The 22,883-nt window shown below is 66.7% G+C and carries 19 protein-coding genes and 2 tRNA genes; 6 read left to right on the top strand and 15 right to left on the bottom strand.

Annotated features, from left to right (window positions below; genetic code table 11):
- The 5 genes from proB to rplU all read right to left on the bottom strand — a co-directional run bounded on the left by proB (position 1) and on the right by rplU (position 3,510).
- The gene (proB, locus tag ASD28_RS02020) at positions 1 to 1,119 is read right to left on the bottom strand and encodes a glutamate 5-kinase (protein WP_056123137.1); all 1,119 of its coding nucleotides are present in this window, start codon (positions 1,117 to 1,119) and stop codon (positions 1 to 3) included.
- Complete coding sequence (locus ASD28_RS02015) at positions 1,116 to 1,556, bottom strand: hypothetical protein (protein WP_056123135.1); 441 nt, start codon at positions 1,554 to 1,556, stop codon at positions 1,116 to 1,118. The genes proB and ASD28_RS02015 overlap by 4 nt, the downstream gene beginning before the upstream one ends.
- 4 nt (positions 1,557 to 1,560) lie before the next feature.
- A complete protein-coding gene (gene cgtA / locus ASD28_RS02010; RefSeq protein WP_056123132.1) occupies positions 1,561 to 2,673 on the bottom strand; it encodes an Obg family GTPase CgtA in 1,113 nt (370 codons plus the stop codon).
- Between the two features lie 210 nt (positions 2,674 to 2,883).
- Positions 2,884 to 3,156 (bottom strand): 50S ribosomal protein L27, encoded by a 273-nt coding sequence (gene rpmA, locus ASD28_RS02005; RefSeq protein WP_056123130.1) that lies wholly within the window; start codon positions 3,154 to 3,156, stop codon positions 2,884 to 2,886.
- A 42-nt stretch (positions 3,157 to 3,198) separates the two neighbouring features.
- Positions 3,199 to 3,510: a 50S ribosomal protein L21 gene (rplU, locus tag ASD28_RS02000; protein ID WP_036230184.1), complete on the bottom strand. Its 312-nt coding sequence runs from the start codon at positions 3,508 to 3,510 to the stop codon at positions 3,199 to 3,201.
- 230 nt (positions 3,511 to 3,740) lie between these two features.
- On the opposite strand from rplU, the gene ispB reads away from it, so the two are divergent.
- The 3 genes from ispB to ASD28_RS01985 all read left to right on the top strand — a co-directional run bounded on the left by ispB (position 3,741) and on the right by ASD28_RS01985 (position 4,970).
- Positions 3,741 to 4,730 carry an octaprenyl diphosphate synthase gene (gene ispB, locus ASD28_RS01995; RefSeq protein WP_056123128.1) on the top strand — a complete coding sequence of 330 codons (990 nt, stop codon included), beginning with the start codon at positions 3,741 to 3,743 and terminating at the stop codon, positions 4,728 to 4,730.
- 52 nt (positions 4,731 to 4,782) lie between these two features.
- Positions 4,783 to 4,859, top strand: a tRNA-Pro gene (locus ASD28_RS01990).
- Positions 4,860 to 4,893: 34 nt separating this feature from the next.
- A tRNA-Pro gene (locus tag ASD28_RS01985) sits at positions 4,894 to 4,970 on the top strand.
- A 50-nt stretch (positions 4,971 to 5,020) separates the two neighbouring features.
- Here ASD28_RS01985 and ASD28_RS01980 read toward each other — a convergent pair.
- Positions 5,021 to 7,108 carry a beta-galactosidase gene (locus tag ASD28_RS01980; RefSeq protein ID WP_082577005.1) on the bottom strand — a complete coding sequence of 696 codons (2,088 nt, stop codon included), beginning with the start codon at positions 7,106 to 7,108 and terminating at the stop codon, positions 5,021 to 5,023.
- 162 nt (positions 7,109 to 7,270) lie between these two features.
- Positions 7,271 to 7,888 (bottom strand): glutathione S-transferase family protein, encoded by a 618-nt coding sequence (locus tag ASD28_RS01975; RefSeq protein WP_056123124.1) that lies wholly within the window; start codon positions 7,886 to 7,888, stop codon positions 7,271 to 7,273.
- A 48-nt stretch (positions 7,889 to 7,936) separates the two neighbouring features.
- Between ASD28_RS01975 and ASD28_RS01970 the strand changes: the two genes are divergently transcribed.
- On the top strand, positions 7,937 to 8,788 hold the full coding sequence (locus tag ASD28_RS01970; RefSeq protein ID WP_082577006.1) for a LysR family transcriptional regulator: 852 nt from the start codon (positions 7,937 to 7,939) through the stop codon (positions 8,786 to 8,788).
- 120 nt (positions 8,789 to 8,908) lie between these two features.
- Positions 8,909 to 9,979 carry a hypothetical protein gene (locus tag ASD28_RS01965; protein WP_056123118.1) on the top strand — a complete coding sequence of 357 codons (1,071 nt, stop codon included), beginning with the start codon at positions 8,909 to 8,911 and terminating at the stop codon, positions 9,977 to 9,979.
- 6 nt (positions 9,980 to 9,985) lie between these two features.
- Here ASD28_RS01965 and ASD28_RS01960 read toward each other — a convergent pair whose 3' ends face one another.
- Entirely contained in the window at positions 9,986 to 11,200 is a 1,215-nt protein-coding gene (locus tag ASD28_RS01960) for an MFS transporter (RefSeq protein ID WP_056123114.1), read from the bottom strand.
- 99 nt (positions 11,201 to 11,299) lie between these two features.
- On the opposite strand from ASD28_RS01960, the gene ASD28_RS01955 reads away from it, so the two are divergent.
- Positions 11,300 to 12,250: a LysR family transcriptional regulator gene (locus ASD28_RS01955; protein WP_056123112.1), complete on the top strand. Its 951-nt coding sequence runs from the start codon at positions 11,300 to 11,302 to the stop codon at positions 12,248 to 12,250.
- A 99-nt stretch (positions 12,251 to 12,349) separates the two neighbouring features.
- On the opposite strand, the gene ASD28_RS01950 is transcribed toward ASD28_RS01955, so the two are convergent.
- The 7 genes from ASD28_RS01950 to ASD28_RS01920 form a co-directional block, all read right to left on the bottom strand.
- On the bottom strand, positions 12,350 to 15,058 hold the full coding sequence (locus tag ASD28_RS01950) for a nitrate reductase (RefSeq protein WP_056123110.1): 2,709 nt from the start codon (positions 15,056 to 15,058) through the stop codon (positions 12,350 to 12,352).
- Between the two features lie 13 nt (positions 15,059 to 15,071).
- Positions 15,072 to 16,277, bottom strand: a complete 1,206-nt coding sequence (locus ASD28_RS01945; protein ID WP_056123108.1) for an NAD(P)/FAD-dependent oxidoreductase — start codon at positions 16,275 to 16,277, stop codon at positions 15,072 to 15,074.
- The gene (nirD, locus tag ASD28_RS01940; RefSeq protein ID WP_056123106.1) at positions 16,278 to 16,625 is read right to left on the bottom strand and encodes a nitrite reductase small subunit NirD; all 348 of its coding nucleotides are present in this window, start codon (positions 16,623 to 16,625) and stop codon (positions 16,278 to 16,280) included.
- 25 nt (positions 16,626 to 16,650) lie between these two features.
- Positions 16,651 to 19,188, bottom strand: a complete 2,538-nt coding sequence (gene nirB / locus ASD28_RS01935; protein WP_056123103.1) for a nitrite reductase large subunit NirB — start codon at positions 19,186 to 19,188, stop codon at positions 16,651 to 16,653.
- A gap of 29 nt (positions 19,189 to 19,217) precedes the next feature.
- Entirely contained in the window at positions 19,218 to 20,513 is a 1,296-nt protein-coding gene (locus ASD28_RS01930) for an MFS transporter (RefSeq protein WP_056123101.1), read from the bottom strand.
- A 413-nt stretch (positions 20,514 to 20,926) separates the two neighbouring features.
- The gene (locus ASD28_RS01925; protein WP_056123097.1) at positions 20,927 to 22,102 is read right to left on the bottom strand and encodes a CmpA/NrtA family ABC transporter substrate-binding protein; all 1,176 of its coding nucleotides are present in this window, start codon (positions 22,100 to 22,102) and stop codon (positions 20,927 to 20,929) included.
- A 16-nt stretch (positions 22,103 to 22,118) separates the two neighbouring features.
- The gene (locus ASD28_RS01920) at positions 22,119 to 22,760 is read right to left on the bottom strand and encodes an ANTAR domain-containing response regulator (RefSeq protein ID WP_056123095.1); all 642 of its coding nucleotides are present in this window, start codon (positions 22,758 to 22,760) and stop codon (positions 22,119 to 22,121) included.
- Positions 22,761 to 22,883: the final 123 nt, after the last annotated feature.

Raw genomic sequence — 22,883 nt, 5'->3', positions numbered from 1 at the left:
TCAGATCAGGACCAGGTTGTCGCGGTGAACCAGCTCGGGCGCCTCGACGTAGCCGAGGATGCCCTCGATCTCGCTGGACGCGTGACGCATGATGCGCTTGATTTCGCCGCTCGTGTAGTTGGTGAGGCCGCGCGCGATCTCGGTGCCCGCGTCGTCCACGCAGCCCACGAGGGCGCCGCGGCCGAATTCGCCGCGCACGGCCGTCACGCCGATCGGCAGCAGCGATTTCCCCTCTTTCACCAGCTTCTGCACCGCGCCGGCGTCCAGCACGAGCTGGCCGGCCGTGTGCAGGTGGTCGATCATCCACTGGCGGCGCGCGGTCAGGCGCGCGGTCGGCGCGGTCAGCTGCGTGCCGATCGCTTCGCCGTGCGCGAGGCGCGTCAGGACGTTGTCTTCGCGGCCCCACGCGATCACCGTATGCGCACCGGAGCGCGCGGCGCGCTTGGCGGCCAGCACCTTCGTCAGCATGCCGCCGCGGCCGATGCTGCTGCCGGCGCCGCCGGCCATCGCCTCCAGCGACGTGTCGCCCGCCTGCGCTTCTTCGATCAGGCGCGCGGACGGGTCCTTGCGCGGATCGGCCGAGTACAGGCCCTTCTGGTCGGTCAGGATCACGAGGGCATCCGCCTCGATCAGGTTGGCGACGAGCGCGCCCAGCGTGTCGTTGTCGCCGAACTTGATCTCGTCCGTGACGACGGTGTCGTTCTCGTTGATGATCGGGACGACGCCCAGGCCCAACAGGGTGGTCAACGTGGAGCGTGCGTTCAGGTAGCGTTCGCGGTCCGCGAGGTCGGCGTGCGTGAGCAGCACCTGCGCCGTCTTCACGCCGTGGCTGCGGAAGCTCGTCTCGTAGATCTGCGCGAGGCCCATCTGGCCGCACGCGGCGCAGGCCTGCAGTTCGTGGATATCGGTCGGGCGCGACGTGAAGCCCAGGCGCAGCATGCCTTCGGCGATGGCGCCCGAGGACACGAGTACGACTTCCTTGCCGAGCGAACGGAGCGACGAGATCTGCGCGGCCCAGCGCGCGATGGCTTCGTGATCGAGGCCGCGGCCTTCGTTGGTGACGAGCGAGGAACCGACTTTGACGATGATGCGGCTGGAAGACTGGAGGACGGATTTCATGGCGACGGTCGGATTGACAGGAAGCGTCCTTGCGGGCGCAGGCCGATCAGCGCCAGGCCGACCGCCAGCTCGATCCCGCTGACGACGAACAATAAGCCCTGGGGCAGGCCGATCGCGAAGGCCGCGACGAGACGGCCGAGCGGCTGCGCCAGGATGAACAATGCTGCGAGGTCGCCGAGGATGGGCTGGTCGCCCTGCCTGGCCGCCAGCAGAGCCAGCCCCGCGGTGGCGAGGCGCACTCCGACGTAGAGGGCGAAGAACTGGCTGTAGCCGTTCACGCCCACGGGGAACAGTCCCATCGCATCCGCCACGCGGTCCGGATCCAGCAGGGCCGCGAGCGCGGCCAGCGAATGGACGGACGCCGCGACCGACAGCAGCTGGCCGCGCAGGCGCGCGCGCCAGGTGCTGCTTGCGGTCGGGGCGAAGGTGACTGCCAACGACTTAATCTTCGAGGATCTTGAAGCGGGGATCGTCCGGATCGATCGACGAGATGCCGCGCGCTTCCTCGGTCATCTGCGTCTCTTCCGAGCGCTGCGCGCTGTGGCGCGTCTCTTCGAGATACTTGTAGATCGCGTGCACGAGGTCTTCGCAGCCTTCGCGGTTCAGCGCCGAGATCTCGAACACGGGGCCCTTGAACCCCATGCGCTTGACGAAGTCCTTGACGACCTTCTTGCGCTCTTCTTCCGGCACGACATCCAGCTTGTTCAGCACGAGCCAGCGCGGCTTGTTGACCAGTTCCTCGTCGTACTTCTCGAGTTCCTTCACGAGCGCCTTGGCTTCCTTGACCGGATCGGTCTTGCCGTCCATCGGGGCGACGTCGACGATGTGCAGCAGCAGGCCCGTGCGGCTCAGGTGACGCAGGAACTGGTGACCGAGGCCGGCGCCTTCCGCCGCGCCTTCGATCAGGCCCGGGATGTCGGCGATGACGAAGCTCTTCGCATGCGACACGCGCACGACGCCGAGGTTCGGATGCAGCGTGGTGAACGGGTAGTCCGCGATCTTCGGGCGCGCGTTCGACACGGCCGTGATGAACGTCGATTTGCCCGCGTTCGGCATGCCGAGCAGGCCCACGTCGGCCAGCACCTTCAATTCGAGGCGCAGCTCGCGGCGCTCGCCGTCCTTGCCGTCCGTCTTCTGGCGCGGCGCGCGGTTGGTCGACGTCTTGAAGTGGATGTTGCCCCAGCCGCCCTCGCCGCCCTTGGCCAGCAGCTCGGTCTGTTCGTGCTCCGTCAGGTCGGCGATGATCTCGCCGGTGACGTCGTCGATGATCAGCGTGCCGACCGGCATGCGCAGGTAGACGTCCTCGGCGCCCTTGCCGTAGCAATCGGAACCGCGGCCCGGCTCGCCGTTGCGCGCCGTGTGGACCTTGGAAAAGCGGAAGTCGACCAGCGTGTTGACGTTGCGGTCGGCGACCGCCCAGATCGAGCCGCCGCGGCCGCCGTCGCCGCCGTCCGGACCGCCGAACGGGCGGAACTTCTCGCGGCGGAACGAGGCGCAGCCGTTGCCGCCGTCGCCGGCGATGACTTCGATGCGTGCTTCGTCGATAAACTTCATGATGAGACCACCAAAACGAAAGGCTGTGTCACTGTTAAAAGCGGACCAGGCGTCCATGATAGACGAACGGCCGCGGAACGTTCCGCACTTAACGGTGACAACGCCGAAAATTAAAAAGGCCCTACCGGAGGGCAGAGCCTATCGATTGCAAGGCTTGACGCCTTACCGGGCGGGGCACGCTTTGACTCAGCCTGCCCCGCTGCGCCGCAATTAAGCAGCGACTGCCTCAGCAGCCACGACGGTCACGAACTGCTTCGAACCGACGCCTTGCTTGACGAACTTGACCGTGCCATCGACCAGGGCGAACAGGGTGTGATCCTTGCCCAGGCCAACGTTGGTGCCCGGACGAACCTGGGTACCGCGCTGACGCACGATGATGCCGCCGGCGTTGATCGCCTGGCCGCCGTAGACTTTCACGCCGAGGCGTTTGCTTTCTGAGTCACGGCCGTTTCGCGTAGTGCCGCCGCCTTTTTTGTGTGCCATTTCAAATGCTCCTTGATTAGCTGAAGAAGGTACGCGCGGCGATTAGCCGTTGATCGCAACCACTTGGATTTCGGTGTAGTTCTGGCGGTGGCCCTGACGCTTCTGGTAGTGCTTACGACGACGCATCTTGAAGATACGCACTTTGTCGTGACGACCATGCGAAACAACAGTCACGCGAACCGAAGCACCTTCCACCAGCGGAGCACCAAACTTGATGCTCTCGCCCTCGCCGACGGCGAGAACCTGATCGATAGTGAGTTCGGAACCAATGTCTGCCGGTATCTGTTCTACTTTGAGTTTTTCGCCAGCGACAACTTTGTATTGCTTGCCACCGGTTTTTATGACCGCGTACATGATTTGAAACCTCATTGATTGTTAAGAAATATTCCCCTCGTCTTGGCGAGGTAAACAGCCGGGGATTCGGGGAACAGAGGATTATACATGGAATGGTGCGCAGCGTCAAAATGGTTGTGGTGCCGCGGCAGCCCCTCGGGCGCCACTGGGAAAGAGGGCGTCTTTTCCTTGCATGTCGTATAATCGCGACTCAACAAAACCTATCCGCATCCAACGTCAGCAGGTCCGCCTTGTCCGCCGCCACCCAAACCGCACAACAGAACCCCATCACCCGCACGATCGCAGCAGACATGGAGGCCGTCAACACGGTGATCCGCGCGCGGTTGCAGTCCGAAGTCGCGCTGGTGAACCAGATCGCCGAGTACATCATCAGTGCCGGCGGCAAGCGGATCCGCCCCGTGCTGGTGCTGCTGCTGGCGAACGCCTACGGCTACAAGGGCGCCGGCCACCATGAGCTGGCGGCCGTCGTGGAATTCATCCACACCGCCACCCTGCTGCACGACGACGTCGTCGACGAATCCTCGATGCGCCGCGGCCGCCAGACCGCGAACGCCATGTTCGGCAACGCCGCGTCGGTGCTGGTCGGCGACTACCTGTACTCGCGCGCGTTCGAGATGATGACGAGCCTGGACAACATGCGCGTCATGCAGATCCTGTCGCGCGCCACGACCGTCATCGCAGAAGGCGAAGTGCTGCAGCTGTTGAACATGCACGATCCGGACGTCACGCAGGAAAGCTATCTGCGCGTGATCCGCTCGAAGACGGCGAAACTGTTCGAGGCGGCCGCGCAACTGGGCGCCCTCGTCGCCGGCGCGAACGACGCCCAGATCGAAGCGGCCGGCGAATACGGCCGCTCGCTGGGCACCGCGTTCCAGCTGATCGACGACGTGCTCGACTACGCGGGCGACGCCGCCGAAATCGGCAAGAACGTGGGCGACGACCTGCGCGAAGGCAAGCCGACCTTGCCGCTCATCTACGTGATGGAAAACGGCACGGCCGAGCAGCGCGAGCTGATCCGCACCTGCATCGAGCAGGGCGACGAAACCCATTTCGACGCCGTGCTGGCGGCCGTCACGAGCAGCGGCGCGCTGGACTTCACGCGCCGCGAAGCGGAGACCGCGGCACGCCGCGCCGCCGCCGCGATCGCCGACCTGCCGCCGAGCGAATACAAGGACAGCCTCCTGCAGTTATGCAGCTTCGCTGTTGACAGAAACCACTGAGGCAACTATAGTAATGCCTTCCCGAGATTTCGGTGACGAAGTCTCAAACAGTCGGGGTGTAGCTTAGCCCGGTAGAGCGCTACGTTCGGGACGTAGAGGCCGGAGGTTCGAATCCTCTCACCCCGACCATCTGTTTTTCTCCCTCAGCATTACCCATACCAGTCGGGGTGTAGCTTAGCCCGGTAGAGCGCTACGTTCGGGACGTAGAGGCCGGAGGTTCGAATCCTCTCACCCCGACCACAGAATTCATGCAAGCAGCGGCTGATGGCCGCTGTTTTCGTTTCCGCCGCCTACTCTTCTTCGACGATCGCCACGCCCCACGGCTTCAGCGCCAGTTGCTGGCCGCGCGTCACCTTACGTCCGGACAACAGGTCCGTACCGCTCGCATACCCATAGTTCAGTCGCTGCGGCCTGGCGGAATAGTTCAGCACATACCGTACCCGATGCCCGTCCTGCAGCGTGCCGCCGCGGACGATGAGGGGGAAGCGTACCTTCGGCAGATCGATGCCGGCGCGCTTCACCTGGTCGGTCACGATCCCGTCGATCACGGCGTCGGTCGGCATGAAGCCGACGTAGCCCACCTCCCCGCTGCCCCAGGCATTGCGCGTGACGGCCGCATAGTCCGGCCACGAAGGATGCTGGAAGCGGGCGACCACGGTTGCCGTCGTCGGCCTCAGGAACTCCATCCACCAGCGTGCCTTGTTGTCTGCGGCGCCGACCTTGAACGGATCGCCCGCGAGCGTCACGTCCACCGGGTTCGTGAACTGGTGATACGTCACGCCCGCCGCCGCACTGATCGCACCCGGTTGCACAGCGTAGCGCACCTTCGTGTTCTCGTCCGAAAAGCCGCTGCGGAACGTGTACAGCACGTGGCCGCCCTGCTTCGCATAATCGTTCAGGCGCGCGATCTCCGCGTCGCTCGCCGCGTACAACGACGGCACCACGATCAGCTTATAGTCCGACAACGGTACCTTCGACGCCGGCGAGAGGATGTCCGCTTCCACGTTCATGCGGTACAGCGCGTCGTACCAGGGCCGCATCGCATCGTTGTAGTCGAACGCCTTGCCGTCGACATACACCTTGAACGCGTTGAACCCCGCCTGCGCCGTGTTGCTGACATAGACTGCGACCTGATTCTTCTTGCGCAGGTTCACGAGCTTGGGTCCCAGCCGCCGCAGGTCGGCGCCGATGGTCTTCACCTCCGCATAGACCTCGTTCGGCTGGTAATCCTGCGACAGCACGCCGCGCCAGTAAGTCTCAATCGCATTGGCCGTCGTCGCCCAGTGCCAGTACGAGACCATGTTCGCGCCCGAAGCGAGATGGCTGAAGGCCTGCAGGCGCATCTGGCCGGGATAAGGGGTCCAGTGCGAGAAGCCTTGTGCCTCGGTTTCCATGACCAGGTAGTTCTGGCCGTCGCGCATGGAGCGCGCCAGGTCGCCGCCGAAGGCGATTTCGACGCCGGTCAGCTTGTCCTGGCTCGGGTGGTAGATGTCGATGCCGGCGACGTCGAGCGGCTGTGCGGCGTCCCAGTGATTCACTTCCGGCTGCACACCGTAGGAATGGTTTTTCCAGCCGAGGTCGAAGTTCTGCGTGATGAATTGGTCGCCGCGCGCATGCGCGCGCACGAGGCCGGCCTGCCAGGTGAGGTAGTCCGTCACCAGGTCCCGCTGGAATGCAGTGAACGCATTCGACAGGCTCGCGTTGATGGACCCGTTCACGGACGGGAAATCGTCCCAGCTGTTGATGCGGTTGCTCCAGTAATCGAGGCCGAACGCCTTGTTGAGCTGGTCGAGGTCGGGAAACTTCCTGCGCATGGACGCGACGAACGCCCGCTGCACATTGGGGCCGCTCGTGGCATAAGCCTTGGTCTCATTGTCGACCTGGTAGCCGATGACGGCGGGATGGTCCTTCACGTGGTCGACCAGCTTTACGATCACCCGTTCCGCCGCCGCGCGGAAATCCGGGTCGGTAATGTCCATGTTCTGCCGCGGCCCATATTCCGCGCGGCCTTTCGGCGCGACCACCAGCACGTTCGGGTGCTTGCGCGCGAGCCAGGTCGGGATGGCGTAGGTCGGCGTGCCGACGATGACCTTGATGCCGGCCTTGTGGAAGGCGGCCAGCATGCGGTCCACGTGGGTGAAGTCGAACACGCCTTCGTCGCGTTCGAGCGTGCCCCACGTCGATTCGGCGATGCGCACGACGTTGATGCCCGCTTCCTTCATCATGCGCGCATCCTCGTCGAGACGGTCGACGGGCGTGTACTCGTCGTAGTAGGCGACGCCGAACAGGATCGTGTCCGGCAGTGTTGGGGCCGCGAAGGTGCCGCCGCAAAGTGCGCCCAGCGCGGCCGTGGCGAGAGCCCGTGCGAATGTAGTCATGTGTAGTCTCCTGTTTTAATCATTGCATTTTATATATATAAAACTATGAACACAACCGGCGACAGGCGTCGGGGTGGCGTGGGAGCGCAGCCCGCAAAAGCACAGCGCCAGGCCGCATTGTCGTGGCCTGGCGCTGGTCATTCCTGATGTGGCTAACAGCGTCTATCGGCCGCTGTTTTCGTTTCCATCCCCTCGTCCCGCATGCGCCCACTGAGTGCCGACCCGCGCCGCGCGCCATGCCTGCACCCTGGCAAGGCCGGCGAGCAGGCCGAAGTCGCCGATGCGCTCGAACACGTCGAGATAGCGGAACACCGGCGCGAACACCGCGTCGACGATGCCGAAGCGCTCGCCGTCGAAGTACGGCGGCGCGTGCAGCACCTCCTCCACCTGCCGCAAGCGCCGGTGGATGTCGGCCGCCGCGCGCAGCAGGGCCGCATCGTCGGGCGCGTTGTAGAACACGGCGATGGCGTTCAGCAGCGCCGAGCCGAATTCCATCCAGCTCCGGTGGCGCGCGCGCCGCAGCGGGTCGAGCGGATGCAGGCGCGGCGCAGTCGTCTCATCGAGGTATTCGCAGATCACGGCCGACTCGAAGATCGCTTCGCCGGCGGCCAGCAGCACCGGGGTCTTGCCGAGCGGCGATACGCGCAGGAACCAGTCCGGCTTGTCCGCCAGGTCGACGTCGCGCCGCTCGAACGGGACGCCCTTCTCGTGCAGGACGATGGCGGCGCGCTGCACATAGGGACACAGGGCGTGGCTGACGAGAACGAAAGAATTACTCACGACGACTCTCCTTGATAATCGCCGCCCTACCGCATCGGCAGCGCCGATCTGGAGACCGTGCTGGCCCTCGTCCGCGCCGGCACCCTCGCGCAGGCCGGCGAACGACTGGGCGTCGACGGCTCGACGGTCTTCCGCAACCTGCAGCGCATCGAGCGCGGCCTGGGCCAGGCGCTGTTCGAGCGCACGCGTTCCGGCTACCTGCCGGGCGAACTCGCGCTGAACCTCGCGCGCCATGCGGAGCGGCAGGAAAGCGAGCTCGAGGCGGCACGCTCGCTGGTGCAGACCCGGCCGGACCAGGTCTCCGGGCAGGTCCGCATCACCACCACGGACACCATCCTGCACGCCCTGGTCGCGCCGTCGCTGAAGGCGCTGCGCGCGCGCCATCCGCTGCTGGACTTCGACCTCGACGCCAGCAACACCCCGGTCAACCTGGGCAGGCGCGATGCCGACATCGCGATCCGCGCGACGCGCGAACCGCCCGAGCACCTGGTGGGGCGGCCGCTCGGACCGATCCGCGTCGCGTTGTTCGCGCCGCGCAGGAGCCGGCTGCGCTCGATCGAGGACGCGGTCGAGCGCGGCGTGGCGTGGGTCGCGCCGGACGATGCGCTACCCGACCATCCGTCGGTGCTGTGGCGGCGCCGGCACTTTCCGAAGATCGCGCCGGCGTATCGGGTGAGCAGCATCCTGGCGGCGGCGGAGTGCGTCGCCCTCGGGCTGGGCGTGGCGGTGCTGCCGTTGTTTCTCGCGGCGCCGCGCGCGGACCTGCGTCAGGTCGGTCCGGAGATCGAGGAATGCGTGACTCAGCTGTGGTTGCTCACACATCCGGAAAGCCGTCATCTCAGGCGCGTCGCAACGGTACTGCAGTACCTCGCGCAGGAAATCCACCTTCCTTCAAAATAGCCCCACGGCTGCGCAGTCTCAAATCCGCTGAACGTCGGTTCCCTACCATTGACGGGCAATCCGACCGCTGAACTGGCTCAATGTCTTTCAGCATTGTTCGCAAGGACATTGTTTGTAATCATGCGCACCCCTTACCTGTCGTTCCTGCTCGTGACACGCTGGGCCAGCGTCCTGGTGGCGCTGATGTACCACGTCCGCTTCCTGCTGTTCGTCGACTACGAACACGTGCACGCGAAAACGTGGCTGACGAACGTCTTTTATTTCCTGACGGGACTCGGCCATGAATCGTTCGCCGTCTTTCTCGTCCTCGACGGCATCCTGACGGGACGCGCGCTGCGGGCTGGTACCATCCCGGGCCGGCGTGCCGTCGCGCTGTACGGACTCCTCCTGCCAGGCCTGGTCCTCGGGGCCGCCGCCGACGTCGCGGGCGTCCGGTTCTTCAACGGATCCGGCCTGTACACGGCCTACCCCGCCTTCAGCACGCTCACGCTCGGCTATGCCTCTCTGCTGGGCAACATGTTCATGCTGCAGCCCTTCGTCGTGCCCACGTTCGGCAGCAACGGCATGCTGTACTTGCTGTCGTTCCTGTTCTGGTCGATCATCCTGCTGGACGTCTTGCTGCGCGCCACGCGCGCCGGCCGGGTCGTGCTGCTGACGGCCGTGGTCGTGCTGGCGCCGCCCTTGTTCCTGATCTGGTCGGCCATCTGGCTGACCGGCCTCGCGGTGGCGCACATGGGCGCGCTGCGCAGGGCCAGGCCGTCGCTGCCCGTCGCCATCGTCGGCTTTCTCGCCACGCTGCTGCTGTCCCGCTTCCTCGGCGCCGGCGTACACGGGCCGCCAGCGTTCGGCGCCTGGCTCGCCGACTGCAAATTCCTGCTCGTGGGGTGGGGCTTCGCCGCCATCGCCTGGGCCCTGGCTCCGCCCGGCGCGCAGCACACGACGGTGCCCGACGACCCGGCCCCCGCGTTCACCTTCTTCTTCCACTTCCCGGTCATGATGCTGCTCGTCGGAATCGGCACGACGCTGCCCGGCCAGGCGCTGATGCAGCAGCCGACGCCGGCACGCTACGGCGCGTTCGTCGCCGTCGCCGCCGCCTGTGTGGGCACGACGGTGCTCGTCGCCCGGGCGGCGCGGCCGGGAAAAGCACAGCGCCAGGCCGCGTGGCCGTGGCCTGGCGCTGGTCATTCCTGATGTCTGTTATTGCGCCGACGCAGCCCGGATCCGTACCACCAGCGCGGCCAGGCTGGATGCGACGGCGAGCAGCACGATGCCGTTCCAGCCCCATGCGGCCAGCGCCTGGGCGCCGAGCGCGCCGCCCGCTGCCATGCCGACGAACATCGTGGTCATGAAGATCGCGTTCAGGCGGCTGCGGGCTTCCGGCGCGATACCGTAGACGATGGTCTGGTGGGCGATCATCGTCGCCTGCACGCCCAGGTCGAAGCCGACCGTGGCGAGGGCCAGCAGCACCAGCTGCGCGCCGGTCGACAGGTGCGGCATGGCGAACATGATGCCGAACGATGCGACGCTCAGGCCGGCGCCGAGCCGGGTCACGAACTGCGGACCGCGGCGGTCGGCCAGGCGGCCGGCGAACGGGGCGGCCAGCGCGCCGACGGCACCGGCCAGGCCGAACGAACCGGCGGCGGCCGAGCCCAGGTGGAACGGGGCGCCGTGCAACATCACGGCCAGCGTGGACCAGAAGGCCGAGAAGCCGATCGACAGCAGGCCCTGGGCCATGGCGGCAAGGCGCAGCGCGCGGTGTTCTTTCCACAGCGCGAACAGCGAGCCCAACAGGGCCGGATACGGGCTGGTGCTCGTCGGCTTGAAGCTCGGCAGGCCGCGGGCGAGGATCGCCGTCGTGAAGGCCGCGACGACCGCCGCGCCGCCGAACACGGCGCGCCAGCCGAGTGCTTCCGCCACAAGTCCACCCACGACGCGCGACAGCAGGATACCCAGCAGCAGCCCGGTCATGACGGTGCCGACAATGCGGCCGCGGTGCGCGGCCGGGGCCAGCGTTGCGGCGGCCGGGACGATGTCCTGGGCGACGGTGGCCAGCAGGCCGACGGCGAGGCTGGCGCCCAGCAGCACGGACAGGCTCGGCGCGGCGGCGATGGCCAGCAGCGCCATGGCCAGCAGCAGCGATTTCACGACGATGATGGTGCGGCGATCGAAACGGTCGCCCAGCGGCGCGAGGAACAGCAGGCCGAGCGCGTAGCCGAACTGCGTCAGGGTCGGGATCCAGCCGACGGCCTGGTTGCTGGCGTGCAGGTCGGTCGCCAGTACGCCCAGCGTGGGCTGGCTGTAGTACAGGGCGGCGACGGACAGGCCCGTGCTTGCGGCCAGCAGGAAGATCAGGGGCGAGGTCAGCGTCGTGCGGATCGGTATGACAGTCGCCGTCGTGTGTGCGATGCTCATGTTGGACTCCATGGTGGGTGCGTTGTTGCAGTGCATTATGGAGAGCCGAAACATGGCTGTGTAGCACCGGCGAACGTCGAACTGTTATACTCCACACGTATGAGCACGGACTTTTCGACGATTAATCCATCTGCCGACCGTATGATGCTGGTCGAAACCTTCGTCCGCATCGTGGATGCCGGCAGCCTGTCCGCCGCCGCGCGCGCACTCGCGACGACACAGCCGACGATCAGCCGGCGTTTGAAGTCATTGGAAAAATCGCTGGGCGTGCGCCTGCTGCAGCGGTCCACGCACGCGATGAAGCTGACGGACGACGGCATGCGCTGCTATGCGCGCGCAAAAGAGCTCATCGCGGGGTGGCAGGAATTCGAGAGCGAGATCCGGGGCGCCGTGGACGAACCGGTGGGGATGCTGCGCGTCGTCGCGCCGCACGCGTTCGGCCAGCAGCAACTGGTCGCGCCGCTGGCGGCGTATCTCGCGCGCTATCCGCGCATGACGGTGGACTGGGTCCTGCACGACCGCACGCCGGACTTCATCGGCGAAGGCATCGATTGTGCGATCCGCGTGGGCGAGGTGCCCGATCCGTCGATGGTCGCGATCCGGCTGGGTGACGTGCCGCGCATCGTCATCGCGACGCCCGGCCTGTTCGACGGCCGCGCCCTGCCCGCCCATCCGGATGAACTGGCGGCGCTGCCCTGGATCGCCGTCAGCCATTATTACCGCGACGAGGTGGCCTTGACCCATGCGCGGACGGGCGACACGGTGCGCGTGCCCGTCCAGCCGCGCCTCTACACGGACAACCTGTATGCGATGCGCAGCGCCGTCACGCTGGGCGTGGGCGCGGCGCTGGGGTCGCGCTGGGCGTTGCGCGAGGAACTGGACGCGGGCCGGCTCGTGCAGCTCGTGCCGGACTGGCAGGCGTCACCGCTGCCGATCTGGCTGATCTACCCGCCGGCGCGCTTCTATCCGGCCCGGCTGCGGCGCTTTATCGACATCATGCGCGTGGCGGTGCCGCAGGCGTACGGCGTGGTGGCGCCGCCGGGCCGTTAGATCCAAAACCGTCGTTCCCGCGCAGGCGGGAACCCAATATGCACGCGTTTTCGTAATGCAAGCAGAACTTGGGTCCCCGCCTTCGCGGGGACGACGAAGCTATGCTTCCGCGACCTGCGTCTCCGCCAGCAACGACCGGATCTCCGGAATGCACGACCCGCAATTGCCACCGGCCTTGGTGCACGCCGTCACACCCGCCGCATCGCACAGGTTGTTCTGGCGGATCGCGATCTCGATGGTCTTGCGCCCCACGCCGAAGCACGAGCACACGGTCGGTCCGGGATCGATGCCCGGCTCTTTCGCGCGGCCCGCCAGGAGGCTGATACGGTCGGCCGGCTCCAGCTGCTCCTTGTCGAACATGCTGGCGAGCCAGGTGCGGGCCGGCAGGTCGGCGCGCTGCGCGACGAACAGGCACGCTTCGATGCGGCCGTCGACGAGGTGCACGGCGCGGTACATGCCGCCGTTCTTGTCCTCGACTTCGATCCAGTCCGCGTCGTCGTCGTGCACGTCCAGCAGCTTGCGCGCCCAGTCGTGCGCGGCGGCGAACGGTTTGCGGCCCGCCAGTTCGTAGCGGACGAAGTCCTTGCCTTGCACGCGCGTCCAGTTGGACGCCTCGCGCAGCGGCAGTTCCGTGCGCGACAGGATGAAACCGAACCACGTGACGCCGAACGGTTCGATGCGCACCGGCGTGTGCTTGAATTCCGGCTCGCCCGACACCGGGTCGACGGCCGGGTTGACGACGGTGCCCACGCGCGCGTCCGACGCCGTCTGGCCGCTCCAGTGGATCGGCATGAACACGCTGCCGCGCGCGATGCCGCCGCCGTGCTGCACGCGCGCCACGACGGCGCCCCAGTCGCTCGTCACGCGCGCCAGTTCGCCCGCCTTCACGCCACACAGCAGCGCATCCTGCGGGTGCATGTCGATGTACGGTTCCGGGATGTGCTCGGCCAGTTTCTGCGAGCGGCCCGTGCGCGTCATCGTGTGCCACTGGTCGCGCACGCGGCCCGTGTTCAGCACGAGCGGATACTCCCCGCCCGGCAGGTGCGCGGGCGCGCGCGGCACCGTCGGCACGAAGCGCGCACGGCCGTCGCCATGCGCGAAGCGGCCGTCGCCGAACAGGCGTGCGGTCCGTTCTTCCGGCGTACGCACCGGCCACTGCACGGGGTCGAGCGCATCGTAGTCGGCGCGCGTCATGCCCGCGAGGCCTTTGACGTCGAACAGGCGGCGGCGCTGGCCGTCGGTACCGTTCTTCCATCCGGACAGGCGCGCATGCTCATCGAAGATCTCGTGCGGCGACGTGAAATCGAAGCCCTTGAAACCCATGCGGCGCGCGACGTCGCATATGATGTCCCAGTCGGCGCGCGCACTGCCCGGCGCGGACAGGAACGCGCGCTGGCGCGAGATGCAGCGCTCGGAATTGGTGACGGTGCCGTCCTTCTCGCCCCAGCCGAGGGCCGGCAGCAGCACGTGGGCCGCGTCGTTCGTGTCGGTGCCGAGCACGACGTCGGAAGCGACGACCAGCTCGCACTTTTCCAGCGCGCGCCGGGCCTGGTCGGCATCGGGCAGGCTCACGAGCGGATTCGTCGCCATGATCCACACGGCCTTCACTTTGCCGTCCTCGATGGCGCGGAACAGGTCGACGGCCTTCAGGCCCGGCTTGCCGGCGACCGTCGGCGAACCCCAGAACTCCTGCAGCGCGCCGCGTTGCGCGGCGTCGTCGAGGTCCATGTGCGCGGCCAGCATGTTCGCGAGGCCGCCCACTTCACGTCCACCCATCGCATTCGGTTGACCGGTCAGCGAGAACGGCCCCATGCCGGGGCGGCCGATGCGGCCCGTGATCAGGTGGCAGTTGATGATCGCATTGACCTTGTCGGCGCCGCTTGTGGACTGGTTCACGCCCATCGTGAACGCCGTCACGACCTTCTCCGTGTTCGCGAACAGGTCGTAGAAGCGCTCCAGGTCGCGCGGGTCGAGGCGGCAAGCTTTCGCCACTTCTGCCAGCGTGCCCGCCTTGCCGGCCGCGTCCAGTGCATCGGCCACGCCCGTCGTATGGGCTTCGATGAAGCTGTCGTCCGCCGCGTGCTGGGCGAGATGGCCCAGCAGGCCGTCGAACAGCCACACGTCCGTGCCCGGCTTGACGGGCAGGTGCAGGTCGGCGATGTCGCACGTGGCGGTGCGGCGCGGGTCGACGACGACCACCTTCAGGTCCGGCCGGTCCTGCTTCGCGCGCGCGATGCGCTGGTACAGCGTCGGGTGGCACCATGCGGCGTTCGAGCCGACGAGCACGATCAGGTCGGCCTGCTCGAAGTCTTCGTAGCAGCCCGGCACGATGTCCTCGCCGAACGCGCGCTTGTGGCCGGCCACCGCGGACGACATGCACAGGCGCGAGTTCGTGTCGATGTTCGCGCTGCCGACATAGCCTTTCATGAACTTGTTGGCGACGTAGTAGTCCTCGGTCAGCAGCTGGCCGGAGACGTACAGCGCGACGGCGTCCGGGCCGTGCTCCGCGATCACGCGCGCGAAGCCGGAAGCGACCTTGTCCAGCGCCTCGTCCCACGACGCTTCGCGCAGCGCGCCTTCTTCGCGCAGCATCGGCGCGAGCAGGCGGCCGCGGTTGCCGAGCGTCTCGCCCAATGCGGAACCCTTCACGCACAGGCGCCCCTGGCTTGCGGGGTGCGCCGCGTCGCCCGCGATCGCGAGCGTGCCGTCCTGCCCGACCTGGGCGCTGACGCCGCAGCCGACGCCGCAGTAAGGGCACGTCGTTTTGACGGTGGTTGAAGCAATGGGAAAATGCGCGGACAACTCCATGTGAAACTCCTCGTCAGGCCGCTCGGCCGAACAGCAACTGGTCGCGGATGGACGAGATGTCCGTCCGCTGTTGAATCAGGTCGAAGTACCAGGGACCGTCCGCGACGTCCCCGTACAACACGGCGCCCGTCAGGCGGTTGCCCGCGACGACGAGGCGTTTATAGATGCCGCCGCGGCGGTCGCGCAGCACGAGGTCTTCGCTGCCTTCGCCGCCGACGATGTCGCCGGCCGAGTACAGGTCCACGCCCGTCACCTTCAGCTTCGTCGCGGTGGCCTGCTGCACGTAGCGGCGGTGCCCCGAGCCTGCGAGGTGGGCGGCGGCGACGCGCGCCTGGTCCCAGATCGGCGCGACGAGGCCGAACGTGGCGCGGCGGTGCTGCACGCATTCGCCGACGGCGTACACGCGCGGGTCGTAGGTCTGCAGCGTGTCGTCGACGACGATCGCGCGCTCGCAATGCAGGCCCGCGGCCTTCGCCAGTTCGACGTTCGGACGCACGCCCGCGGCCATCACGACGAGGTCGGCGTCCACGGTCTCGCCGCCCTCGAAGCGCACCGAACGCACGCGGTCCTCGCCCTCGATGGCGACGGTCTGGCGGTTCAGCAGGATGCGCAGGCCGCGCTGTTCCAGGCTCGCGCGCAGCAGTTCCGCGGCGGGCGGATCGAGCTGCTGGTTCATCAGGCTGCCCGTCACGTGCACGACGGCGACCTCCATGCCCTGGCGCAGCAGGCCATTGGCCGCCTCCAGGCCGAGCAGGCCGCCGCCGATGACGACGGCCTTCCCGCCCGCGCGCGCGGCGTCCAGCATCGTGTCGACGTCGCTGATGTCGCGAAAGCCGATCACGCCCGGCAGCTGGTGGCCCGGCACCGGCACGATGAACGGCTTCGAACCCGTGGCGATCAACAGGCGGTCGTACGGCACCACGAGGCCGGACGCGGCGTGCACGACGCGCTTCTTGCGGTCGATGCGCACGACCGGGTCGCCCGCGTGCAGCGTGATGCCGTTGGCGTCGTACCATTCACGCGTATTGAGCATGATGTCGTCGACGGTCTTCTCGCCCGCCAGCACGGGCGACAGCAGGATGCGGTTGTAATTCCCGTGCGGCTCCGCGCCGAACACGGTGATGCGGTACATGTCGGGCGCGAGCTTCAGCAGCTCCTCGACCGTGCGCATGCCCGCCATGCCGTTGCCGATGACGACCAGGCGCGGATGAGTCTTCATTTACGCACCCACCCAGACCTTGCCATCCTCGACGCGCACCGGGTAGCTCGACACCGAGTGGTGCGGCGCTTCCAGGCATTCGCCGGTCTGCAGGTCGAAGTGCTGCTTGTAGATCGGCGACGCGACGACGATGCGCTCGCCGATGCTGCCGACCAGGCCGCGCGACAGCACGGCGGCGTCCGAGTTCGGATCGTAGTTATCGATGGCGAACACGCGCGGCGCCTCGGCGCCCACGCGGAACACGGCCACCTGGCGGCCGTTCAGCAGGGCGGCGACGCCCGTGTCCGGGACGATCTGGTCGAGCGAGCAGACGGCGTTCCACTGGTTGAGTTGAATATCGCGGTGCATGGTGTTCTCCTTTTCAGTCCATCTATCAGGCTGCTGCAATCGGGATGACGCGGCGGCGTTCGTCCGGCGTGGCCGGACGGATCTGGCCGCGTTCCGGCATGAACACCACGTTGTCGTCGGTGCCCTCGGTGTTGACGAAGCTGCGGAAGCGCTGGCGCACGGCCGGGTCTTCGACGGCGTTCTTCCACTCGTCGGCGTAGGTGTCGACGACGCGCTGCATGTCGGCTTCCAGTTCGGCGGCGATGCCCAGCTTGTCGTCGACGACGACCTGCTTCAGGTAATCCAGGCCACCTTCCAGGTTCTCGCGCCACGTGCTGGTGCGCTGCAGGCGGTCGGCGGTGCGCACGTAGAACATCAGGAAGCGGTCGACGAGCTTCACGACCGTCGCTTCATCCAGGTCCGACGCGATCAGTTCCGCGTGGCGGGGCTTCATGCCGCCGTTGCCGCACACGTACAGGTTCCAGCCCTTCTCGGTGGCGATCAGGCCCACGTCCTTGCCCTGCGCCTCGGCGCATTCGCGGGTGCAGCCGGAGACGCCGAACTTGATCTTGTGCGGCGCGCGCAGGCCCTTGTAGCGGTTTTCCAGCGCGATGGCGAAGCCGACGGAATCGCCCACGCCGTAGCGGCACCACGTCGAGCCCACGCACGATTTCACGGTACGCAGCGACTTGCCGTAGGCGTGGCCCGATTCGAAACCGGCCGCGATCAGCTCTTCCCAGATCGCCGGCAGCTGGTCCACGCGGGCGCCGAACAGGTCGACGCGCTGGCCGCCCGTGATCTTGGTGTACAGGCCGTACTTCTTCGCGACCGCGCCCACGGCGATCAGGCCGTCCGGGGTCACTTCGCCGCCCGGCATGCGCGGCACGACGGAATACGTGCCGTCCTTCTGGATGTTGCCGAGGAAGTAGTCGTTCGAATCCTGCAGGCTCGCGTGCTGCGGCTTCAGCACGAAGTCGTTCCACGTCGACGCGAGGATGTTGGCGGCGACCGGCTTGCAGATGTCGCAGCCCAGGCCCGTGCCGTGCTTGTGCAGCAGTTCGGCAAAGCTCTTGATGCCGCCCACGCGGATCAGGTGGTGCAGTTCCTGGCGCGAGTACGGGAAGTGTTCGCACAGGTGGTTGTTGACGGCCATGCCGGCCTTCGCCATCTCGGACTTCATGATCTGCGTGACGAGCGGCACGCAGCCGCCGCACGACGTGCCGGCGTTCGTGCACGACTTGATCGCGCCGATGTCGCATGCGCCCCCTAGAACCGCGTCGGCGATGACGCCCTTGGTGACGGCGTTGCACGAGCAGACCTGCGCGCTTGCCGGCAGCGCGTCGACGCCCAACGCCGGACGCGCACCGCCCTCGAGCTGCGGCAGGATCAGGAATTCCGGCGACTCCGGCAGCTCCATATCGTTCAGCATCATCTGCAGCAGGCTGCCGTATTCGGCCGCGTCGCCGATCAGCACGGCGCCCAGCAGCTTCTTGCCGCAATCGGACACGACGATTTTCTTGTAGACCTGCTTGCGCTCGTCCGTGAACTGGAAGCTGCGCGAGCCCGGCGTGTTGCCGTGGGCGTCGCCGATCGATGCGACGTCCACGCCCATCAGTTTCAGCTTGGTGCTCATGTCGGCGCCGGCGAAGGCGGCTTCCTGGCCGATCAGCGCGCGCGCGACGATGCGGGCCATTTCATAGCCCGGTGCGACGAGGCCGAACGTCTGGCCGCCCCACGAGGCGCATTCGCCGATGGCGTAGATGTGCGGGTCGGAGGCGAGGCAGGCGTCGTCGATGGCGATGCCGCCGCGCGGGCCCAGTGCCAGGCCGGAGGCCTTGGCCAGTTCGTCGCGCGGGCGGATGCCGGCCGAGAACACGATCATGTCCGCTTCGAGGAAGCTGCCGTCCGCGAATTCCATGCGGTGCGTGGCCGACTCGCCGGCGACGATCTGCAGCGTGTTCTTTTGCGTGTGGACGTTGACGCCCAGTTCTTCGATTTTCCTGCGCAGCACGCGGCCGCCCAGGTCGTCGACCTGCACGGCCATCAGGCGCGGTGCGAATTCGACGACGTGCGTGTCGAGGTGCATGTCGCGCAGCGCCTTGGCGCATTCGAGGCCCAGCAGGCCGCCGCCGACGACGACGCCGGATTTCGAACGGGCGCCGCATTCCGTCATTTTTTCCAGGTCTTCGATGGTGCGGTAGACGAAGATGTCGTTGCGCTCCTTGCCCGGGACCGGCGGCACGAACGGGTAGGAACCCGTCGCGAACACCAGCTTGTCATACGAGAGCACGGCGCCATCGGCCAAGGTGACGGTTTTCGCATCACGGTCGACGGCGACGGCCTGCGCGTTCAGCTTCAGGTCGACCTGGCCGGCGTGCTGTTCGAAGAAGCCCGGTGCGACGAGCGACAGCTGGTCGGCAGTGGTGCCGGAGAAGAACGAGGACAGGTGCACGCGGTCGTAGGCCGGGCGCGGTTCCTCGCACAGCACGGTGACGTGGAAATGGGCATCCTGCTTGGCTTCCGCGAACAGGGTTTCGAGGAATTTGTGGCCTACCATGCCGTGGCCGATGACGATCAGTTTCATGTTGCGACTCCTATGCTGCAATAACGTGTTCAGGCGGCGGCGGGTGCCGGCGTTTCGGGGACGGTCAGCGTGAAGCGCACGCCGATGGCGCACAGCGCCGCGACGAGGACGGCGCCGCCGAGGATCATCAGGGTCTGGCGCACGTCGCCCGTGCCCTTCATCAGGAAGCCGGCCAGCACGGCGCCGACGTTGCCGCCCGCGCCGACGATGCCGGCCACGCCGCCCAGCGCCTTGCGGCTCACGAACGGCACCAGGGCGTAGGTCGAACCGCAGGCCATGTGGGTGCACAGGCCGAAGGCGAGCATGGCGACGATGGCCAGCGTGACGCTCGTGGTCTGCGAGAACCACAGCAGGCCCAGGCCCTCGCCCAGCATCAGGACGAACAGCAGGTTCACGCGGGAATTCAGGTCACCGCGGGCCGCGACCTTGTCCGAGATCCAGCCGCCCAGGGCACGGGCGAACAGGGCCAGCAGGCCGAAGCTGCCGGCGGCCATGCCGGCCTGTTTCAGCGACAGGCCGAAGTGGTCGACGTAGTACGTGGCGGCGACGTTGTGGATGAACAGTTCGATGCCGAAGCAGGCGCCGTAGGTAATGAACAGCAGCCAGGCGCGGTAGTTGCGGCAGGCTTCGAAGAAGCTCGCCCAGCCGCCCTTGCCGCCCGCTTCGAACGGCACGCCGGCGGCGCGCAGTTCGGTGAAGTTACCTTCCGGGCAATCCTGGGTGAACTTGTAGTAGACGACGGCCATGATGAGCATCAGCACGCCCGGCACGACCAGGGCGGCACGCCAGCCCATCGTCTCGTTCACGCCCAGCATGACCATGGCGCCCATGATCAGCGGCATCGTGGCCTGCGCGACGCCGCCGCCGCTGTTGCCCCAGCCGGCCGAGGCCGCGTTGGCGGTGCCGACGACCTTCGGGCCGAACATGACGGAGGTGTGATACTGGGTGATCACGAAGCTGGCACCGACGGCGCCGATGCCGAGGCGGAACAGCAGGAAGCTTTCATAGCTCTGGGCCATGGCGACGCCCAGCACGGGGATCGCGCCCAGCGCCAGCAGGCCGGTGTAGGCCTTGCGCGGACCGAAGCGGTCGCACAGCGGGCCGATGATCAGGCGCACGACGATGGTGATGGCGACGGCCGCGATGTTGATGTCGGCGATCTGGCTGACCGACAGGTGGAACTCGCCCTTGATCACCGGCATCAGCGGTGCGCAGGCAAACCAGGCGAAGAAGCAGACGAAGAAGGCCACCCAGGTCAGGTGGAACGCGCGCATCTGGGGCGTATCAAACGAGAATAGCTTGATACTGTTTGCTTTGCCGGCCATGTTGTTATTCCCTTCTTGAAAACGAAAAGGCGCCCGCTGCCTGGCCGCGAAGACGATTCCAGAAATCGTTCAAGCGGGTGCAGCGGACGCCGTTGTCCTGTTGCCGGTCCCTCGTTGGACCGGCGCTTTTTACTCAGGGATCGCCGTTGATCCTTTACCTCCGTATCAGCAAGACCCGTGCCAGATGGTTTTCAGAGGGAAGATCGTATTGACCGGGCCTTGCACGCTTCATTGCAGTGCACCATGCACGCTCATGGCGCACTGCAATGAAGCGTGCCCCGTCGTTCCCGCGAAAGCGGGAATCCATACCGAGCAACCGGATCAGGTACGCTGGAAATGCTGCAACGTATTTAGTAACTGGCTTCGGTACTTCAGCATGGGTTCCCGCCTCCGCGGGAACGACGAGCCGGCTTTTACGCACCGGCCAGGGCGGTGCGGCGGATGGGAAAGGATGAGATATACGCGTCGGGCTCGAGGCCGTCCCAGACCTTGCCGTCCATGAGCACGGAGCGGCGCATCAGGCTCGACGACGCCGGTACACCCGCCAGCACGGCCGCCTCGCGGTACAGGCCCACGCGGTTCACGCGCGCGGCCACGGCCGAGTAATCGACGTCGTCGCGCAGCAGGCCCCAGCGCCGGTGCTGGGTCATGAACCACATCGCGTCGGACAGGTAAGGGAAATTGGCCTCGCCCTCGTCGTGGAAGCGCACCGGATCGGGATCGATCCAGCGCTTGCCCAGGCCGTTGTCATAGTCGCCATGCAGGCGCGCGGCGATGGCGCGGCGGTCCGCGTTCACATAGGCGGGGCTGGACAGCACCTCGGCCGCCACGTCGCGGTGCGCCGGCGATTCATCGAGCCAGCGCCCCGCCTCCAGCACGGCCGCGATCAGGGAGCGGCACGCGTGCGGGTTCGCGTCGACGAAGGCGGCCGTCGCGCCGAGCGCCTTGCCCGGATGGTCGCGCCAGATGTCCTGGCTCGTCGCGACGGTGAAGCCGCTGCCGTCCAGCTGGGCGCGGGCGCTCCACGGTTCGCCGGCGCAAAAGCCGTCCATGTGGCCGGCCGCCAGGTTCACGGCCATCTGGCTGGGCGGGACGGTCACCACCTGCGCATCGCGCACCGGATCGATGCCGCCCGCCGCCAGCCAGTAATAGAGGAACAGCGCGTGGTTCCCGGTCGGGAACGTGTGCGCGAACGTGTAGCGGCGCGTGCCCTCGCGCATCACGGCGGCTAGCGTGCCGAGGTCCGTCACGCCCTGCCGGGCCAGTGCGCGCGACAGGGTAATCGCTTGGCCATTGCGCGACAAGTTCATCAGCACGGCCATGCGCGTGGGGGGACTCCCGATGCCGTTTTCCACGCCGTACAGCAAACCATATAGAACATGCGCCGCGTCGATCTCGCCCTGCAGCAGGCGGTCGCGCATGCCCGACCACGAATGCTGGCGCGCGAGTTCGAGCTTGATGCCGTATTTGTCGTCCAGCCCGAGCACGGACGCCATCACGAGGGACGCGCAATCCGTCAGGGGCATGAAACCGGCCCTGATCACGGTCTTTTCCGGCCGGTCCGAGCCGGCGATGAATGCGTGAGCCATCGTTTCCTTTGCTGTTTTAGCCGAGTAGATCCTCGACGTCGAGGATGCGCTGGGCGACTTCGGCCAGCTTGAGCTTCTTGTTCATCGCCATGCTGCGCAGCCGCTGGTAGGCCTCTTCCTCCGTCAGCCGGTTGCGCGCCATGAGCACGCCCTTGGCCCGTTCGATCAGCTTGCGGTCGGCGAGCTGGCGGCGCGTGTCGGACAACTCGTCCAGCAGCTTCTGTTCGCGGTTGAACCGCTTCATCGCCACATCCAGCACGGGCTTCACGCGCTCGGCCTGCAGCCCGGCCACGATGTACGCGGTGACGCCCGCCTCGATCGCGGCATCCATGCTGGAGGACGTCTGGTCGTCCGTGAACAGGACGATGGGCCGCGGCTCGTCGCGCGTGGCGATCACGATGTGTTCGAGGACGTCGCGCGCGTCCGATTCGCTGTCGATGATGATCATGTCCGGCTGGATCTGGGCGATCCGCTCCGGCAGGAAGATGTCGGCGGGGAGCGAAGCGACGATGTCATAGCCCGATTCCAGCAGGCCGATGCGCAGCGCCGTGTTGCGTCTTGCCTGCGCGGCGAGCGTGGCCTCGTCCGCGGCATCGCTGGACGCGGTGTTGACGACGACGATGCGCAGGGTGCGCTGGACCTTGGACGGCAGTTTCATGCCCTTTGGATATGCAAGTTCCGGGCCAACCAACCAGATATTCATGTTCCGTATTTCAGGAGTACGAATCAACATTAGTTGTCGTACAGAAAATATTCACGAAACGCATGGGAAGCATCACAA

Origin of the sequence: Massilia sp. Root133 (assembly GCF_001426525.1) — a bacterium.
Classification (GTDB): domain Bacteria; phylum Pseudomonadota; class Gammaproteobacteria; order Burkholderiales; family Burkholderiaceae_D; genus Telluria; species Telluria orientalis.
Note: the sequence above shows the minus strand (reverse complement) of the source record. Positions and strands in the feature narration are given on the sequence as shown.